The organism is Pseudomonas sp. Emmai, assembly GCF_055179735.1.
In genome coordinates this window covers 634,169-651,304 of the sequence record NZ_CM143685.1, presented here as the reverse complement: position 1 = coordinate 651,304, position 17,136 = coordinate 634,169, and the positions used below count along the sequence as shown (strand labels likewise).

Here is a 17,136-nt window from a genome sequence, read left to right as displayed (position 1 = left end):
CAACCCAGACTCACATCCCTCCTTGCTGTCAGGCCCCGGCTCGCATTGCATTGAGAGGAACACGCGTGAATCAGCAAAACCTGGCCGACTTCATCTGGAACGTTGCAGATGTACTGCGCGGCGATTTCAAGCAATCCGAATTCGGTCGAATCATTTTGCCATTTACCGTATTGCGCCGATTGGAATGCGTGCTCGAACCTACACGCGACAAAGTACGCACGCAGTTCACCGCCCTGAAGAACACCAGCGTCGATCGGGATCTGATTCTGCCGGGCATCGCCGAGGCGACGTTCTACAACATCTCGCAATACGACCTTTCAAGTGTCGGCGCTACGAGCACACGCGCCAATCTAGAAGACTACATCGCCAAGTTCTCGGCCAATGCTCATCAGGTTTTCCAGCATTTCAATTTCAGCGACTGGTTGACTCGCCTCGAAAGCGCAAACCTTCTATTTCTGGTCACTCAGAAATTCGCCAGTATCGACCTGCACCCCGACACCATCAGCAACCATGAAATGGGATTGGTGTTCGAACACTTGATCCGCAAGTTCGCTGAGTCAGCCAACGACACCGCCGGAGAGTTTTTCACCCCGCGTGATGTAGTTCGACTTGCCACCACACTGGTATTTGCTCCGGATCACGAAGCGCTCAATGGTAAAGGCGTGATTCGTACCGTTTACGATTGCGCTGCTGGCACCGGCGGCTTCCTGTCCTCTGCGATTGAACTGGTCGCCGAATGGAACCCAAAGGCGGACATGATTCCCTACGCACAGGAACTGAACCCAGAAACCTACGCGATCTCATTAGCGGACAAACTGATTCAGGGCTTCGAAACAAAGAACATCAAACTCGGCAACACCCTCTCCCACGACCAACTGCCCCACGAGCAGTTCGACTACTGCCTGGCTAACCCGCCATTCGGCGTGAAATGGGAGAAAGTCCAAAAACAGGTGCAGGACGAGCAAAAAAACAAAGGCTTTGCCGGGCGCTTTGGCGCTGGCCTGCCACGGGTTGGCGATGGCTCGTTGTTATTCCTGATGCATTTGCTGTCCAAGCGCAAACCTGTCGAATTGGGCGGCACCCGAATCGGCATCGTGCTGTCGGGATCGCCGTTGTTCAACGGTGGCGCGGGCTCGGGTGAATCGGAAATCCGTCGCTGGATTCTGGAAAACGATTGGCTGGAGGCGATCATCGCCCTGCCTAACGACCTGTTCTACAACACCGGTATCGGCACTTACATTTGGGTACTGTCCAATCACAAGGACGCAGCACGCAAGAACAAGGTGCAGCTGATCGACGCCACGGCCATGCATACGCCTATGCGGAAATCATTGGGCAGCAAGCGCAAGTTGCTTTCGGAAAGCCAGATCGCCGACATCGCTCGCCTGCACGACGCGGCTGAGGATGCACCCAACAGCAAAATCTTCAACACCACTGACTTTGGCTATCGCCGCATTACCGTCGAACGCCCGCTGCGTCTGCGCTTCAGCATCACGCCAGAGAAAGTGGCCGCTTATGCTGATAGCAAAGGTGCCGATCACATCGCTCAGTTTGCTGCGGTAGAAGGAAGCTTCGATAACCTGCCCGCCTTCCTCAAGGCTGCCGGAGTGAAAAAGCTTGGCAAAGCTGCGCAGAAAGCTCTGTTCACCTGCTTCGGAGAACGTGATCCAGAAGCACAACCGGTACTCGACGAGAAAGGTCAGCCGCAGGCTGACAGTGATTTACGTGAAAACGAGAACGTCCCACTCAACCAGCGCATCGAAGACTATTTCGCCCGTGAAGTACTGCCGCATGTCCCGGACGCCTGGATCGACACCAGCAAGTGTGACGAGAAGGATGGTCTGGTTGGCATTGTGGGTTACGAGATCAACTTCAACCGCTATTTCTACCAGTACCAGCCGCCTCGCTCGTTAACCGAGATTGATGCTGATCTGAAGGCTGTAGAAGCGGAGATCGCTGCGCTGCTGAACGAGGTGACGGCATGAGTCATTACAAGCCGTATCCGGCTTACAAGGATTCAGGGGTGGAGTGGTTGGGGCAGGTGCCGGAGCATTGGGATGTTAAAAGCATTAAGTACATCGCACCTCATGTTGGCAGCGGTAAAACACCGTCTGGAGGCTCGGAGGTTTACCAGGACTCTGGGATTTTGTTTCTCCGAAGCCAAAATGTATATGACGATGGGTTAAGACTCGACGACGCAACTTACATTTCGGAAGAAATAGATCTCACAATGAAAGGCTCCAGAGTCAGAGCAAATGACGTTCTGTTGAATATTACTGGTGCGTCTATTGGACGAAGTTGCCTGGTCCCGGAACCTTTTCAGCCAGCAAATGTAAACCAGCATGTTTGCATTATTCGACCCGAGAGCAGGGAAGAAGCGAAATGGCTTTCACTTTGTCTGAAAAGTGAATCTGTGCAGTCTCAAATAGATTTCTCGCAAAATGGAGCGGGACGTGAGGGATTAAATTTTGAGCAGATTGGCAATATTTGTATTTCTCTGCCGCCAACAACAGAAAGACTCCGTATTTCAGAACACCTTGCACACGAAGGTGCTCGGATAGACGGACTTATTGCAAAGAAAACCCAATTCATCGAACTACTAGGTGAAAAACGCCAAGCGCTGATCACGCATGCCGTTACCAAGGGTCTCGACCCTGCTGCCAAAATGAAAGACTCTGGCGTGGAATGGCTTGGTGACGTACCCGAGCACTGGGCAGTAAAACGCTTGAGACTCATCGCAAGCGTTCAAACTGGTATAGCAAAAGGTAAGGACAATGCCGATAAAGAGACAGTCCAAGTCCCTTATCTTCGTGTAGCCAATGTCCAGGACGGCTATCTAGATCTTGAGGAAGTATCGACAATCCATATACCTACTAAAGATCTAAATCGTTATCTGCTTCAGAAAGGTGATGTGCTAATGAACGAGGGTGGAGACTTTGACAAGCTAGGACGCGGGCACGTCTGGCACGGCGAGGTTGAACCATGTATTCACCAGAATCATGTTTTTGCTGTGAGGCCAAACCAAGTCCAACCCAAATGGCTAAACACCTTTACAGGCTCTAAAGCAGCCCAGTTCTACTTTATGGGTCGCTCTAAACAAAGCACGAATTTAGCTTCGATTTCGTCAACCAATCTTATGGAACTTCCCGTTCCGGTTCCCTCAGATGCTGAGCAACACGAAATATTGGAAACCCTCTCTGAGATGACTACTCGCCTCAAAACCCTTATCACCAAAACCGAACTCAGCCTCAACCTGCTAAAAGAACGTCGCACAGCCCTGATCACCGCCGCCGTTACCGGCCAGATCGACCTTCGAGAGGCCTCATGAGCCAAGGCCGCAGTATTCGCCTATTCCTAGTGGACGGCACACCCACAGGCCTGCTGACGGCCGAGATCATGAACTGGACCGGTCATGTACTCACCGGCCCACGCAGCAAGCTTGTCGAGCTGATTCAGCGCCCTGAATGTGCCCGCACCGGCGTGTATTTCCTGATCGGACCGGACCCGCAAGACAGCCTGCGCACTCAGGTGTATATCGGCGAATCTGACGACGTTGCCCAGCGTTTGAAGCAGCACAACCGAGGGGAAGATCAGGGTGGAAAGGATTTCTGGGAGAAGGTTTGCCTGGTTACAAGTAAAGATTTGAATCTAACCAAGGCTCACGTCAAGTACCTCGAGAGCTGGCTGATGCGCATTGCCCGAAATGCAGGGCATTGCGTCGTCGTCAACGGCACGGCTCATGACTACAGTAACTTGCCGGAATCAGATCGCGCTGACATGGCATTTTTTCTGGAGCAGATTCGGATCGTGTTACCAGCCCTAGGCTTCGACTTTCTGCATGAAGCGACCAAGCCTTCACAGATCAGCGAAAGAACGGAGGCTGGCATCAGCACCGTCAGCCAGTCTCCAGTATTCGAACTGACCAGCAAAACCCGCTCGATCAAAGCCTTCGCCCAAGAAATCGATGGCGAGTTTTTTGTACTCAAGAACTCCAATGCCAGTGAGCGCTGGACCAGCACGCCGCATAGCTATCAGACGCTTTATTCGCGAGTGGTCAGTGAGGGCGTGCTTCCAGAAACAGAAACTGGCTTACGCGTGTTCGCTGACGATTACGCATTCAACAGTCCGAGTGCTGCCGCCGCAGTGGTGTTAGGTCGTAATGCCAATGGCCGAACCGAATGGACTGTCCAAGGCTCTGGTCAAACCTACGCAGCCTGGCAGGATCAACAAATTGCTGGATTACGCCCCGCGCATCCTTCAACCCTGATCACCACGGAATAAATCAATGAACGAAGCCGCCCTTCAACTTTATCTGCGCGAGCATTTCCCCAAGGAAAATGCCGCCTGTGAGTGGAAGGAATTCAAAAACCTCACCCACGCTGTGTCCGGTCGCAAAGGCGAGGACATTGCCAGCTATCTGTCAGCAATCGCCAACATGGCCGGCGGACACTTGGTGATTGGTGTTGAGGACGCTTCGCTACGTATTGTCGGCATCAGTAACTTTCACGATTACACACCTGAAAATATCCGCCAACGCTTGTTGGGACGCTGCACCAACCTGAATTCAGAAGGGTTTCGTGTAGAAAGCTTCAGAACCAGCGATACCGCTAAAGTCGTGTGGATCTTCCACATTCCGCAGCATCAACCTCGATTACCAGTGTATGCCCACGACAAAGCCTGGCAGCGGCTCGACGACGCGCTAGTTGAAATGCGGCCGGAGCGCCTCGGGGCTATCTTGAGTGAAGCAGTCGATAACCGTGATTGGTCAGCCGAAACGGTGGAGGGCGCCACTCTCGCCGACCTGGATGAACAGGCATTGATCATGGCACGGGAAAAATTTTCCGAGAAATATCGTAACGCTTCCTTCGCTTCGGATATCCCCGCTTGGGATACCGCAACCTTCCTGGATAAAGCGAAGATCACCATCCAGGGTCGTATCACTCATACCGCTCTGCTGCTACTCGGCAAACCACAGTCCAGCCACTTTTTGCCTACGCTGGCGCAAATCACCTGGAAGTTGACGGGCGAGGAACAGGCGTACGAGCATTTCGGTCCGCCATTTCTGCTGGCGACCACTCAGGTGCTGCACCGCATCCGCAACATCAGCTATAAGCTGTTCCCGCAAAACCAACTGCTGGCCACAGAAGTCAGCAAGTACGACACACGCGTTATCCTCGAAGCGTTGCACAACTGCATCGCCCACCAGGATTACCAACTGCGCTCACGCATCATCGTTACTGAGCGGGTCGATCGACTAGTCTTTGAAAACGCAGGAGGATTCTTCGAAGGGCAGCCTGAGGATTACTTCAGCGGTGAGCAAACCCCGACTCGATACCGTAATCCATGGTTGACTCAAGCCATGGTCAGTCTGAGCATGATCGACACTATGGGTTTCGGTATCCGCACCATGACCCTGTCACAGCGCAGCCGCTATTTTCCGCTGCCGGATTACAGTAAGTCCGAACCAAAAAAGGTCGTGCTGGAAATCTATGGGCATGTGATTGACGAAAATTACACGCTGCTGCTGCTTGAGCATGACGACCTGCCCCTGAACACGGTGATGTTGCTGGACCGGGTTCAGAAAAAGCAGCCCATCACGGACGCGGCTGCAGGAATGCTTCGTAAGCAAGGGCTCATCGAAGGCCGAAAACCGAACTACTACACTGCCGCACAGGTAGCGCAAACCACTGGCACCAAGAGCGACTACATTCGTAATCGAGCGTTCGACGATGCTTACTACAAACGCTTGATCCTCGATTACCTGAAGCACTATGGCTCAGCCTCTCGCGACGAGCTAGTCACACTGATCCTAGACAAACTTTCAGACGCTTTAGACGAAAAACAGAAGCAGAACAAATTCCGCAACCTGTTGAACGCTATGTCTACCCGCGACAAAACCATTGAAAAATCAGGTGGTTTACACAAAGGCCGATGGGTGCTAAAGCCCGAACCCAGCATCTTTATCTAGACAAACTTTAGTCAAACTCTAGACAAACTCTCCCCGCTGAGTCGGGTTCAATTAGCTGTGAAGGATCGCACATGTCCCACATCCACCACGAATGTGAACTGGAACGCCACATTATCGAACAGTTGGCCGACAGCGGCTGGCGAGTTGGTAAGTCCAGTGGTTATGACGTCGCACGGGCGTTGTATCCGGAAGATGTGCTCGATTGGCTAAATGACACCCACCCACAGCAAATGACTGCGCTACGAAAGATTCACGGTGAAAGCACGCGCACCGTTCTGTTTGACCGATTGGGCGCACAACTTCAGAACAAGATGGGCGGCACGATCAATGTGTTGCGCCATGGTTTTACCGTCGCGGGCGCCGGTGTTCTGGCCATGAGCCAAGCCTTACCTGAGGACGCCCGCAATGACACCGTCATTGCTCACTATGCCGCCAATCGTCTGCGCGTGGTGCCACAGCTGCGCTATTCCCTGGACAAGGCAGACGAGATTGATCTGGTGTTTTTTATCAACGGCTTGCCCGTAGCAACCGTCGAGCTTAAAACCGATTTCACTCAATCAGTAGAGGCTGCAATGCAGCAGTACTGCCAGGACCGCCCGCCTAAAAGCGTGAAGACAGGCCTGGCTGAACCGCTGCTGGCGTTTCGCCGGGGAGCGGTGGTGCATTTTGCGATGAGCGACAGCGATATTCGCATGACCACTCGACTGTCCGGCGACTCAACATTCTTCCTGCCATTCAACCGAGGCAATGACGGCGCTGCGGGCAATCCGGCCAACAAGGACGGCAGCTATCCGGTCAGCTATCTATGGCAGCAGGTGCTGCAAAAAGACAACTGGTTGCGAATCTTCCACCGCTTTGTGCTCCTGGAGCGTAAGGAGGTTCAAGATGCCAAAGGCATTGCATCCTTCAAGGAAACACTGATTTTTCCGCGCTTTCACCAATGGGAGAGCGTGACCAAAATGCTAAAGACCGTGGAGCAGGAAGGTGCAGGCCAACCGTATTTGATCCAACACAGCGCCGGCTCCGGTAAAACCAACACCATCGCCTGGACCGCTCACTCGCTGATCCGTATTCGGCGCCCGGATGGCGAACCTTACTTTCACAGCGTCTTGGTAATCACCGATCGCCAAGTGCTGGACAAGCAACTGCAAGACGCCATCAAACAAATCGACCACCAGACAGGGTTGGTACGGGCTATTGATCGAGAAGACAACAACCAGCCAAAAAGTGTGCAACTGGCAAACGCCATGCTCGCGGGTACTCCGATCATCATTTGCACACTGCAAACTTTCCCTCACGCACAGACGGCAATTCTCGGTGAACAATCTCTACGGGATCGGCGTTTCGCAATCATCATCGACGAAGCCCACAGCTCTACTGGCGGCACCACTGCTGACGATCTGCGTTATGTACTGACGGGACAAAGTGAAGAGGAATGGGACAAGCTCAGCAAAGAAGAACGCTTATCTGTTTGGCAGTCCTCGCGACAGAGACCCGGCAATGCCAGCTACTTTGCGTTCACCGCCACTCCCAAACACTCAACCATTAGCCTGTTTGGTCGTCCACGATATCCAGAAAAACCGGTCAGCATCGACAACCCACCGGTACCCTTCCACCTGTACACAATGCAGCAGGCTATCGAAGAGGGTTTTATTCTCGATGTACTGAAAAACTACAGCAGCTACAAAGTCGCCTTTAAAATCGGCTCGGCATTTATGGACAGCCAAGATGAGCGAGTCGATGAAAAGAGTGCAAATCGGGCATTAGCCAAGTGGTTGTCGCTGAACCCGGTCAACGTCGGGCAGAAAGTTGAATTGATCGTCGAGCACTTCAAGAAGAACGTTAGCCATCTGCTCAATGGGCAAGCCAAGGCAATGATCGTCACGCCTTCTCGCGCCTCAGCGGTCAAGTATCAGTTGGCTTTGCAGGATTATTGCGAACGCAATCGCTACACCAACATTAAGTCAATGGTTGCATTCTCTGGCGATGTACCGAATCAAGAAGTCAATGCGGCGGGTTTCAAAGAAGAGCACGCCTTTAGTGAAACCAACCTCAATCCCGGGCTCCATGGCCGTGATATGCGAACAGCTTTTGATACACCGGATTACCGGGTAATGATTGTTGCCAACAAATTCCAAACTGGCTTCGACCAGCCAAAACTGGTCGCGATGTACCTGGACAAGAAGATCTCTGGCGTTGAGGCAGTGCAGACACTGTCCCGCCTGAATCGTACCTATCCCGGTAAGGACAAGACCTTTGTTATCGACTTTGCCAACGAGCCTGATGAAATTCTGAAGGCCTTCAAAACCTTCTATCGCGACGCGCAAGTAGCAGATATCCAAGATCCGAATATCGTTTATGACATCAAACAACGTCTTGATGAGATGTACATCTACGATAGCGCTGAAGTGGCAGCGTTTGGTGATGCGATTGTTGACCGGAAGGTTACGCATCAGAAGTTGTATGCACTGACTCAACCGGCAACCGACCGTTTCAACGGCAAACTCAAGCTGCTCAATGACGGCATCGATCAATGGGAAAATGCATGGGAAATCGCCAACGAGCAGGGCGATGAGCAGGACATGCAGAATGCGGATGTACAACGTGCTGAGTTTGCAAAAAAACGCGACGAACTGATGATCTTTAGTGAAAGCCTGACTAAATTTGTCCGTACTTACGAGTATGTGGCACAACTGGTGGAGTTTGCTGATCCAGCCTTGGAAGCCTTCGCCAGCTTCGCTCGCTTGTTACGTAAACGCTTGAAAGGCGTCGGCTCCGACCAGGTCGATCTCGCCGACCTGACACTCAGCCATTTTAAGATCAACCAAGGCACTTCACTGGGTGGTGTTCTTCCGACAGGAGAGACACCAAGCCTTTACAGCGTGACCGACAATGGTCTGCGGGACGCTCGGGACAGAGAGAAAAAATACCTTTCTGAACTGATTGAAAAGCTCAACGAGGCTTTTGGAAAGAACATTACCGACACCGATAAAGTTGCCTTTGCGGTGCACGTATCTGAAAAACTTCGCGCCGACATCGTGGTAATGGATCAAGTCCAGAACAACACTCGCGAGCAAGCCATGAAGGCAGACCTTCCGAGAAAAGCCATCCAAGCGATTGCGGGAGCCATGAGCAGCCATCAGAGCATGGCAACGCAATTGCTTAGCGACGAGGCGACTAGAGACGTCTTTATAACTGTGCTCTATGAGTTGCTGAAAAAAGACTCGGGGGCAGATCTAATCGAGCAGGCCAGATGAGAGTTGCCGCATGGAGCGTTAGTACAGTGAGCCTGAGGAAAACCCCCGACTGCCCGCGTGAAGGGTCACAAGACGAGTGAGGGTGACACAGCGTCATAACGTGTTGACGTAATCCACTGGCAGCAACACGGTGTCCAGCGCGGCATCCACCGGCAGGGACACCACCGTGATGAGCGGACACACAATCATGAAGTAGCAAATGACCGCCTCCGGCATACCGCTGCTACCGCCGCCCCTGGCGCCCAGCAGGTGGAGATCGCCATCCACGCCTTTGTAGTAATTTTCTTCCGATGCGCCATTCAGTCGGCCCATCAGCGTTCCACAACCGGCGAGCACCAGAGCAAGGCTCACCACAGAACCCACGCGTAAAATCCGTTTCAAATCCAGCATCCTTTTTTAAATCATATGGCGTCGCGACAATTCAACCAGCACCCGAGGCCGCCTTAGTCCGCATCTGAATCCATCAGCGACTCGAGCGCCGCGTCGGCCTCTTTACGCTGGGCGGGCGTTGGCGCGGCCGCAAACTGGCTGCGCTGTTTGTCGAGGGTCAGGTAGGCGTTGTCACCATTGCCCCAGATATACGAATAGACCAACAGGAAACTGTCGGAATTGGCTTCGCAGTAAGGGGCAACACTGCGCAGCGGCGCCAGCAACTGGATCATCTCGCCGTAGTTCTCGCTGAATTGCGGCAAGGCATACTGCCAACTCCCTGTGGCCGGGTCATACCGAGACAGCCCGCCCCAGGCTTGCAGCAGCTCCTCCAGGCTCTGCGCCCCAGAATCACGCAGCGATTCGGCATCGACCTTGCCCGAGCCGGACATGTCTACACCGTCGAACCACTGTTGCCAGTCGCTGTACGCGTGCGCCGAACCCGGGGGAGCCGCCATTGCCTTGGCGTACTGCGCCGGGGCCATGGTGCAACGCAGGTACACCGAGGACGGCTCGCTCGCCCACGCTTGTCCGGTTGAGCTCAATAGCGCCGCCAGCGCCGGTCCTATCCATGAGTGCCGCTTTATCATTGTCGTCCCTGATCAATCGCTAAAGGACGCGATCATACCTGCGCGAACAGCGCGAGATTTCAGCTGTACTGAAAAAAACACAAAACCTGTGTCTCTCCCCCCGCCGGAAAAATCGCCAACCTCTCCAAGCCTCGGCGAGTCACTGATTGCCCCATCAATGCAAGCGCCCCACTGCGGACAGACTCACGGTTAAGGAAAACAGCGTATGGCTCCACTCTTGCTGCAAATGTCGCCCATCGGCCTGGTAATCGCCCTGATCCTCATCATGCGCAGGCCTCCAGTACAAGCTGCGCTGGCGGGTGTCGCGCTGGTGTTTGTGTTGTGGGTCTCGGGGGCTGCGGGCCCTTTGTCTGCGGCGATCACGACGGCCATCTTTCAGGACACCGCGATACTGTTCCTCAGTACCGCCTGCGTGATTGTGCCGGGCCTGGCCTTTGTCATATTCGTCGAGCGCGGTGGCGCGCCACAGGCCATTGGCGACTGGGTCAAGGAGCTCGGCTGGACACCCCCCGCGCAAGTCCTCTTCATTGTGCTGGGCCTGGCCCCGCTGCTCGAATCGATGACAGGCTTCGGCGTGTCCCTGATCGCCACCGTGCCGCTGTTGATGGGCCTGTTCACGCGCCAGTCGGGGATGAAAATCGCCCTCGCCGGCATGGTCATCATGCCGTGGGGGACCTTGGGGCTTGCCACCGTGATTGGCGCGTTGCTGGCTGATTTACCGCCTGAAACTCTCGGTAGTCACTCGGCACTGATCAGCGCGCCCGTCTTCCTCTGCCTCGCCGCCATCGCCTTGTGGCAAGCAGGAATACGCACCGTCGCGCCGTGGCTTGGGCTCATGATGGTGACGGCGCTGTTCGTGGCGGTGCTCTATGGCGTCAATCGGTGGATAGGCCCGGAAGTGTCAGGCGTGCTGGCGGGCCTTGCCGTTGCGGGCGTGGGCCTGGGGATTTCGTTCTTTCAGCGTAAAAAGCGGGTGCGCTGGCCGAGCGCGGCATGGCCTTACCTGGCGTTGCTGGGCGTCATCGTCGCGTCGCGCGGGTTATTTGTGCTCACCGGTTGGGACGCACTCTGGATCGTCAAAGGCGAGCATGTGTCGTGGAAACCGCTGGCATCCCCCGGGCTGGCGCTGCTGATCGTCACCCTGCTGATGTCGATAAAGGACGGCACGGCGACGGGCTTCCCCTGGCGCCCCCTGTTCAACCGAGCCAGGTTCCCGGTCAGCACGATTTTCCTGTTTCTGCTGCTGTCCCAGGTCATGGTCAACGCCGGGTTTCTGCTGGAGGCGCAACACACACTGCAATCGCTGTCCGGCGTTTCACTGGCTCCGACCATCGCGTTGCTGGCGGGTATTGCCGGCTATGTCACGGGATCCAACGTGGGCGGCAACACCCTCGTCATGCCGTCTATCGCCGCCCTGGCAACGGGGCACGGGCCCTGGCTTGCAGCGATGGTCAACAGTGCGGCCGGGCATGGAGCGCTGGGATCGTTGTCCATTCTTTCTCTGATCACCGGGCTGGCAGGCGCCAATCGGCAGGAGGAGCACACGCTGATCCGATTCGCCTTTGGCCTTGTTTGCCTCAATATCGCCATCGTTGCTGCGGCCGGGGCCGTTTTACTTTATTTTCTTTGACGTCATTCCCGAATTCGCCCACGAGAACTTATGGATAGGTTTGATCGAGCCGACAAACACTGGCGGATAGTCAATGACTGGGTGATTCGCCAGATCGAAAGTGGTGAATGGGCGGCGGAATCAAAACTGCCCTCGATCCGGACCCTGGCCCGGCTGTTTGAAACCAGCATCACCACCGTTCAGCGCGCGCTGGCTGATCTGCAAGCCAATGCCTATGTCTTTACCGTTCCGCGTGTCGGTTATTTCGTCTCGGCATCAGCGCAGGCGAAACCTGCGAGCGGTTTTGATTTCTCCAGCGTCACGGTCAACGTCAATCATGCCGTCGTCACAATGCTCTCCCAGGCGGCCTCGCGCGCCACGGCATCGTTGAGTTCCGCCGTCTTGCACAGCGATCTCACCCCGCACGTTCTGTTGAACAAGTGCCTGGGTGCCGTGGCGACCAAAGCCGACAACGCGTTGACCGGGCTGGTGGCCCCTCCTGGCCTGCCGGCGCTGAGACGGCGAATTGCCGGACTCATGCTGGCACGCGGTGTCGTCTGCGGACCGGACGATATCCTCGTGACGTCAGGCGATACGATCGCCTTGGAACTGGCCCTCGAAGCCATCGCACCCAGGGGCTCGACCGTCGCCATCGAAACCCCCACTTACTACGGAATACTCCAGACCATTGAACGCCTGGGCATGCGCGCCCTGCCTATTCGGACGCACGGCAAACTGGGCATCGATGTCGATCATCTCGAAGAAGCCTTGAAACAGAAAAAGGTCGCGGTGATCTTTCTCAATCCAACCCTGCAAAACCCACGCGGCTTCATCATGCCCGATGAAACCCGCGCACGACTTTCACGGGTGGCACGCGCGGCGGATGTGCCGATTATCGAAGACGATATTTTTTTCGATCTGGTGCCTGAAGGTGAGCGCACACGCGCCATCAAGAGCTACGACACGAGCGGCCAGACGATTTACTGCTCTTCATTCTCCAAGACGGTTGCCCCGGGTTATCGCGTGGGCTGGTGTGTCGCCGGCAAGTACCGCGATGCGATTCTTGCGCACATGTTTTCCCGCAACCTGGCTGTCTCAAGCCTTGCGCAACATGTACTCAGTGAGTTCATCGGCCGTGGGTACATGGAAGAGCACTGCGCCAGGCTCAGGGCGCAACTGTCCTCGCTCTCCCGTTTCTTTGAAGCACGGGTTCGGTCGGATTTTCCCGTGGGTACGCTCTACGTTCCTCCACAAGGAGGTTTCATCCACTGGATCGAACTGCCGGAGCACACGGACATGTCGGCGCTGGAACGTCTGGCGAGCGAACGAGGTTGCCATGTGGCCGGCAGCGGGATCTTTTTCGCCGACGGGCAGCCCACCACCGGACTCAGAATATGCCTGGGGACAACGCTGTCGCCGCCAGTCATGCAGAGCTTGAGCGTCATTGCCGAATGCGCGCACCTGGCGGCGGGCAACTCGCCGGTGCGGCAGAAAATGCACCTCTAGCTGTCACCATTCCAGTGGAAAACCAGATTGCGCGCCGTGCCGTCCCCGACATCCGTCACGTCACGCCGCACCTCGCCATTGCGTGTCGCAACCACGGTGTACTTGCCGGCGGGCAACTGGACATAAACCAGAGGGCCAGCCTGATTAAGCGTCAGCACGGTTTGCCCCTGGGCTTTTTGAATGACCACATCCACGTCGGGGATGTATTCATTCAGCGACCCCACGGAAAACGTCATGTGCAGGTTGTAACCCTTGGCCTGCTGGATGGCCTTTGCCTCATCCTCGCCAATACCACCGGACAGGTAGCTGATCCCGTTTTGCAATTGCGGCTGGACTTGCACGCCCGAACTGTCGACCGGGTCGAGGCTGGCGGCATAGGACAGGGTTGGGAACATCAACACGCCTAGAGCGGCGAGTAGCACTACGAGGGAATGAACGTATTTCATGATGGCGACTCCCGGGTTCCACGGAACCCAATCGTTACCTCTTTTAGATTTCTGGCGGGATGCTCGAGTTTTAGATTGATTGGCACTTGGAATCACTGCGAATGGGACTACAGGGTGTATTCCGAATTCCTGGGTGTCGTCGGCATGATCCTTCAAAACGAATCCGGCATTTCCTTCCGATCTACCGGCAACGCCCGGCAACGCCCGGCATCGCTGACCCGTCCGTCATTGGCATCCTTTTCCGCCTGTTCATCCAGCGGCGGAAAACTTCATGAGCAACCTCAAACCCGACAACACTCAAGAACCACAACTCGCCTCACTGCTTGGCGACCTTGGGGAGCTGATCCGGCAGGCACGCCAGAAAGTGTTGAGAGCGGTCGATACTGCTCAGGTGCAAACTTGCTGGCAGATTGGGCGACATATTGTTGAGTTCGAGCAGCAGGGGGCCCGGCGGGCGGAATATGGCAAGCAGTTGCTTTTGACGCTTGCGCAGAGTTTGACAGCGGAGTTCGGCAAGGGGTTTGACGAGACCAATTTGCGAAAAATGCGACTGTTTTATCAGGCGTTTCCAATTCGAGACGCACTGCGGCTCGAATTGAGCTGGACCCATTACCGCCGACTGCTGCGCGTCGACAATGACAAGGCACGCACGTGGTACATGGACGAAGCCGCCAACCAGAACTGGTCAAGTCGCGCCCTGGAACGGCAGATCAATACCTTGTACTACGAGCGCCTGTTGATGAGTCGGGACAAGGCGCCCGTCATGACGGAAGCCGCGACCAACATCCATGCGATGGCCGAGAGCCCCCGGGAATTCATCCGGGATCCCGTGATGCTGGAGTTTCTTGGCCTGCCCAATGCAGGGCTCGTCCAGGAAACCGAACTCGAACAAGCCCTCATCGAGCAACTCCAGGGCTTCCTGCTGGAACTGGGCAATGGTTTCGCCTTTGTCGCCCGCCAGCAACGCATCAGCACCGAAGGCCGAGACTTCTACATCGATCTGGTGTTCTACAACTACCTGCTCAAATGCTTTGTCATCTTCGATCTCAAGCGCGGTGAACTGACCCATCAGGATGTCGGGCAAATGGACATGTATGTGCGCATGTACGACGACCTCAAGCGCAACGCAGAAGACGGACCCACCGTCGGCATCATTCTGTGCGCGCAAAAAAACGAGTCGGTGGTGCGCTACTCGGTGTTGCAGGGCAATGAACAACTGTTTGCCAGTAAGTACAAACGGGTGCTGCCGAGTGAGGATGAACTGCGGGCGGAGCTGGATCGGGAACGAGCGGCGCTTGAGGAGCGGTTGCTCAACCAGCAAACATGTTAGCGCTGACGGATTGTTCACAGGCTGCGTGAAGACTATCGTTGGCAGCTACCCGCAAAGGTTCGAAGTCGATGAATTTGCAGGACATGTCCTCACTGGCACCAACAGAGTTGGCGCCATCTGCTCCCGGTGCCCCCATCAAGGAACCCGCCCCCGACGGCTTCCTCCTCGGCGGCTTCACCTGGCGCCACGCCCATGCAGACAGCACCCGCCCGGTCGTGATCATCAACGCCGCCACCTCCGTCCGATGCCGCCACTATTCGCGCTTCGCCGATTACCTGTTCGCCAACGGCTTCGACGTGATCACCTACGATTACCGCGGCATCGGTGAATCACGGCCGGCATCGTTGAAAGGCCTCGACGCCACGTGGTCCGACTGGGGCGCGCTGGATTTTGAAGCGATGCTCAAGCGTGCTCAGCGTGAATTCCCCGGGCAACCCATCGACGTGGTTGGCCACAGTTTCGGCGGCTGTGCGGCTGGGCTGGGGGCTTCCGGGCACTTGATCCGGCACTTGGTGACCGTCGGCGCGCAGTTCGCCTACTGGCGTGACTATGCGCCCGCTCATCGTTGGCGGATGTTCGGCAAGTGGCACTTGGTGATGCCGTTGGTGACGATGATCTACGGCTACTTCCCCGGCAAACGCCTCGGCTGGCTGGAAGACACGCCCGCCGGCGTCGTGCGCGACTGGAGCACGCCCACCTCGCGCTACGAGACGCGCCCCAGCGGCCGTGTGATCCACGCAAAGCACGGACGGTTACCGTTCTCCAATGTCACGGCGAAAACCCTGGCGATCAGCATCAGCGACGATCCTTACGGCACCGTCCCGGCGATCGAGCGCCTGCTCGACTACCTCACCGACGGCACGACCACCCATCTGCGAATCGAGCCGAAAGACATCGGCGAAGAAGAAGTCGGACATTTCGCCTTTTTTCGTAGCCCATACCAAGCCACACTATGGCCCATTGCATTGTCCTGGCTGCAAAACGGCGAACTGGCCCCCGATACCCCCGGGCGGCGAGTGCCACGCGGCTGAGTGACCTGCCCTCTCAACGAAATACGGAACGACGCCCATGGCCTCCGCCGACAAGCAGCAAAAACGTGCCACCCGTGCCAAAGCCAAGGCCAAGCAGAACCGCACCCAACGGGCCGCCGCCCCCGTCGAGCTGGACCCGAACGATGATCGCATCGACTTCGAATCGGTGGACCTGACCGAACTGTTCAAAGAAATGATCGACGCGCAAAAGATCAGCCAACAAGCGATGTGCGCGGCGTTTCTTGAACACCCGCTGCTCGCACTGGTGCTGGAGCAGGAAGGCGAAGAAACAGCGACAGACTTCATCCTCGCGGCACTGATCGAGTATCGCCAGTGGTCCGCCGAAGTGGACGAAGCCGCCGCCCTGGCGTGGATCGAATCCCCAGCCTTCCAGGCTGACTACGTGGCGGCGTCCGACGCCATCGCGGCCCAAACACAACCGAAAGCGAACTGAAATAAATGGCATCCCTGAACAAGCAACAGAAACGCGCCAAACGCGCCAAGATCAAAGCCAAGCAAATCAACATCCACGGCCGTAAACCCGCCGCGCTGGACGAAGATCTGGATGATGACCTGGGCGAAATCGGCGAGCCGATTCCGGAATACACCCTGGCAATGTTCAGCAAAATGCGCGACGCCGAAGCCATCGGCCGCAACGACATGCTGCTGGCCCTGCTGTCGGACCTCGCCGGGATCATCAGCGACCATCCAGAACTGCTGGACATGGAAAACGCCGACAACGAAGCCATGGCCGCCACTCACCTGGCTGCCGACATGCTGATCGATTACCGCATGTGGGCCGACGGCATGGACCGCGACACCGCCCAGGCCTGGCTGACCGATCCGCAGTTCATCACTGATTTCGGCACGGCACTGGACAGCTATCGCCAGACGCTGGACGACGCCGAGGCCAAGGACGAGTCGGTCTGATCAACTGAACTACGGACAAACAAAACGGGCGCAATCATCG

The 17,136-nt window shown here is 55.9% G+C and carries 14 protein-coding genes; 11 read left to right on the top strand and 3 right to left on the bottom strand.

Going from position 1 to position 17,136, the window contains the following annotated elements; all coding sequences use genetic code 11:
* The first annotated feature begins 65 nt into the window (after nucleotides 1-65).
* From ACY4LX_RS02900 to ACY4LX_RS02880, 5 genes are all read left to right on the top strand, one after another.
* Nucleotides 66-1,985: a type I restriction-modification system subunit M gene (locus ACY4LX_RS02900; RefSeq protein WP_463259127.1), complete on the top strand. Its 1,920-nt coding sequence runs from the start codon at nucleotides 66-68 to the stop codon at nucleotides 1,983-1,985.
* The gene (locus ACY4LX_RS02895) at nucleotides 1,982-3,328 is read left to right on the top strand and encodes a restriction endonuclease subunit S (RefSeq protein WP_463259126.1); all 1,347 of its coding nucleotides are present in this window, start codon (nucleotides 1,982-1,984) and stop codon (nucleotides 3,326-3,328) included. Before ACY4LX_RS02900 ends, ACY4LX_RS02895 begins: the two co-directional genes overlap by 4 nt.
* Nucleotides 3,325-4,281: a GIY-YIG nuclease family protein gene (locus ACY4LX_RS02890; RefSeq protein WP_463259125.1), complete on the top strand. Its 957-nt coding sequence runs from the start codon at nucleotides 3,325-3,327 to the stop codon at nucleotides 4,279-4,281. Before ACY4LX_RS02895 ends, ACY4LX_RS02890 begins: the two co-directional genes overlap by 4 nt.
* A gap of 4 nt (nucleotides 4,282-4,285) precedes the next feature.
* On the top strand, nucleotides 4,286-5,968 hold the full coding sequence (locus ACY4LX_RS02885; protein ID WP_463259124.1) for an RNA-binding domain-containing protein: 1,683 nt from the start codon (nucleotides 4,286-4,288) through the stop codon (nucleotides 5,966-5,968).
* A 71-nt stretch (nucleotides 5,969-6,039) separates the two neighbouring features.
* Nucleotides 6,040-9,225 (top strand): type I restriction endonuclease subunit R, encoded by a 3,186-nt coding sequence (locus ACY4LX_RS02880; protein ID WP_463259123.1) that lies wholly within the window; start codon nucleotides 6,040-6,042, stop codon nucleotides 9,223-9,225.
* Between the two features lie 93 nt (nucleotides 9,226-9,318).
* Here the strand turns inward: ACY4LX_RS02880 and ACY4LX_RS02875 are convergent, their stop codons facing one another.
* The gene (locus tag ACY4LX_RS02875; protein ID WP_149659096.1) at nucleotides 9,319-9,606 is read right to left on the bottom strand and encodes a YceK/YidQ family lipoprotein; all 288 of its coding nucleotides are present in this window, start codon (nucleotides 9,604-9,606) and stop codon (nucleotides 9,319-9,321) included.
* A 62-nt stretch (nucleotides 9,607-9,668) separates the two neighbouring features.
* The gene (locus ACY4LX_RS02870; protein WP_463259122.1) at nucleotides 9,669-10,199 is read right to left on the bottom strand and encodes a hypothetical protein; all 531 of its coding nucleotides are present in this window, start codon (nucleotides 10,197-10,199) and stop codon (nucleotides 9,669-9,671) included.
* Nucleotides 10,200-10,449: 250 nt separating this feature from the next.
* Between ACY4LX_RS02870 and ACY4LX_RS02865 the strand changes: the two genes are divergently transcribed.
* Nucleotides 10,450-11,874 carry an L-lactate permease gene (locus ACY4LX_RS02865; RefSeq protein ID WP_463259121.1) on the top strand — a complete coding sequence of 475 codons (1,425 nt, stop codon included), beginning with the start codon at nucleotides 10,450-10,452 and terminating at the stop codon, nucleotides 11,872-11,874.
* A gap of 30 nt (nucleotides 11,875-11,904) precedes the next feature.
* Nucleotides 11,905-13,359, top strand: coding sequence for an aminotransferase-like domain-containing protein (locus ACY4LX_RS02860; protein WP_463259120.1), 1,455 nt, complete (start codon nucleotides 11,905-11,907; stop codon nucleotides 13,357-13,359).
* Here ACY4LX_RS02860 and ACY4LX_RS02855 read toward each other — a convergent pair.
* A complete protein-coding gene (locus ACY4LX_RS02855; protein ID WP_149659093.1) occupies nucleotides 13,356-13,805 on the bottom strand; it encodes a carboxypeptidase regulatory-like domain-containing protein in 450 nt (149 codons plus the stop codon). The two genes, ACY4LX_RS02860 and ACY4LX_RS02855, sit on opposite strands and share 4 nt — an antisense overlap.
* Before the next feature lie 271 nt (nucleotides 13,806-14,076).
* Here ACY4LX_RS02855 and ACY4LX_RS02850 point away from each other — a divergent pair, with 271 nt between their 5' ends.
* The 4 genes from ACY4LX_RS02850 (at nucleotide 14,077) to ACY4LX_RS02835 (ending at nucleotide 17,096) form a co-directional block, all read left to right on the top strand.
* Nucleotides 14,077-15,135 carry a PDDEXK nuclease domain-containing protein gene (locus ACY4LX_RS02850; RefSeq protein ID WP_463259119.1) on the top strand — a complete coding sequence of 353 codons (1,059 nt, stop codon included), beginning with the start codon at nucleotides 14,077-14,079 and terminating at the stop codon, nucleotides 15,133-15,135.
* Between the two features lie 68 nt (nucleotides 15,136-15,203).
* Nucleotides 15,204-16,166 (top strand): alpha/beta hydrolase family protein, encoded by a 963-nt coding sequence (locus tag ACY4LX_RS02845; RefSeq protein ID WP_463260558.1) that lies wholly within the window; start codon nucleotides 15,204-15,206, stop codon nucleotides 16,164-16,166.
* 37 nt (nucleotides 16,167-16,203) lie between these two features.
* Nucleotides 16,204-16,620, top strand: coding sequence for a hypothetical protein (locus ACY4LX_RS02840; protein WP_133837810.1), 417 nt, complete (start codon nucleotides 16,204-16,206; stop codon nucleotides 16,618-16,620).
* Between the two features lie 5 nt (nucleotides 16,621-16,625).
* A complete protein-coding gene (locus ACY4LX_RS02835; RefSeq protein WP_463259118.1) occupies nucleotides 16,626-17,096 on the top strand; it encodes a hypothetical protein in 471 nt (156 codons plus the stop codon).
* The last annotated feature ends 40 nt before the right edge of the window (nucleotides 17,097-17,136 follow it).

Coding starts and splice junctions, on each gene's coding strand:
- ACY4LX_RS02855 (WP_149659093.1), bottom strand. CDS start 13,805: ATGAAATACGTTCATTCCCTCGTAGTGCTACTCGCCGCTCTAGGCGTG.
- ACY4LX_RS02890 (WP_463259125.1), top strand. CDS start 3,325: ATGAGCCAAGGCCGCAGTATTCGCCTATTCCTAGTGGACGGCACACCC.
- ACY4LX_RS02895 (WP_463259126.1), top strand. CDS start 1,982: ATGAGTCATTACAAGCCGTATCCGGCTTACAAGGATTCAGGGGTGGAG.
- ACY4LX_RS02850 (WP_463259119.1), top strand. CDS start 14,077: ATGAGCAACCTCAAACCCGACAACACTCAAGAACCACAACTCGCCTCA.
- ACY4LX_RS02840 (WP_133837810.1), top strand. CDS start 16,204: ATGGCCTCCGCCGACAAGCAGCAAAAACGTGCCACCCGTGCCAAAGCC.
- ACY4LX_RS02835 (WP_463259118.1), top strand. CDS start 16,626: ATGGCATCCCTGAACAAGCAACAGAAACGCGCCAAACGCGCCAAGATC.
- ACY4LX_RS02860 (WP_463259120.1), top strand. CDS start 11,905: ATGGATAGGTTTGATCGAGCCGACAAACACTGGCGGATAGTCAATGAC.
- ACY4LX_RS02885 (WP_463259124.1), top strand. CDS start 4,286: ATGAACGAAGCCGCCCTTCAACTTTATCTGCGCGAGCATTTCCCCAAG.
- ACY4LX_RS02880 (WP_463259123.1), top strand. CDS start 6,040: ATGTCCCACATCCACCACGAATGTGAACTGGAACGCCACATTATCGAA.
- ACY4LX_RS02845 (WP_463260558.1), top strand. CDS start 15,204: ATGAATTTGCAGGACATGTCCTCACTGGCACCAACAGAGTTGGCGCCA.
- ACY4LX_RS02865 (WP_463259121.1), top strand. CDS start 10,450: ATGGCTCCACTCTTGCTGCAAATGTCGCCCATCGGCCTGGTAATCGCC.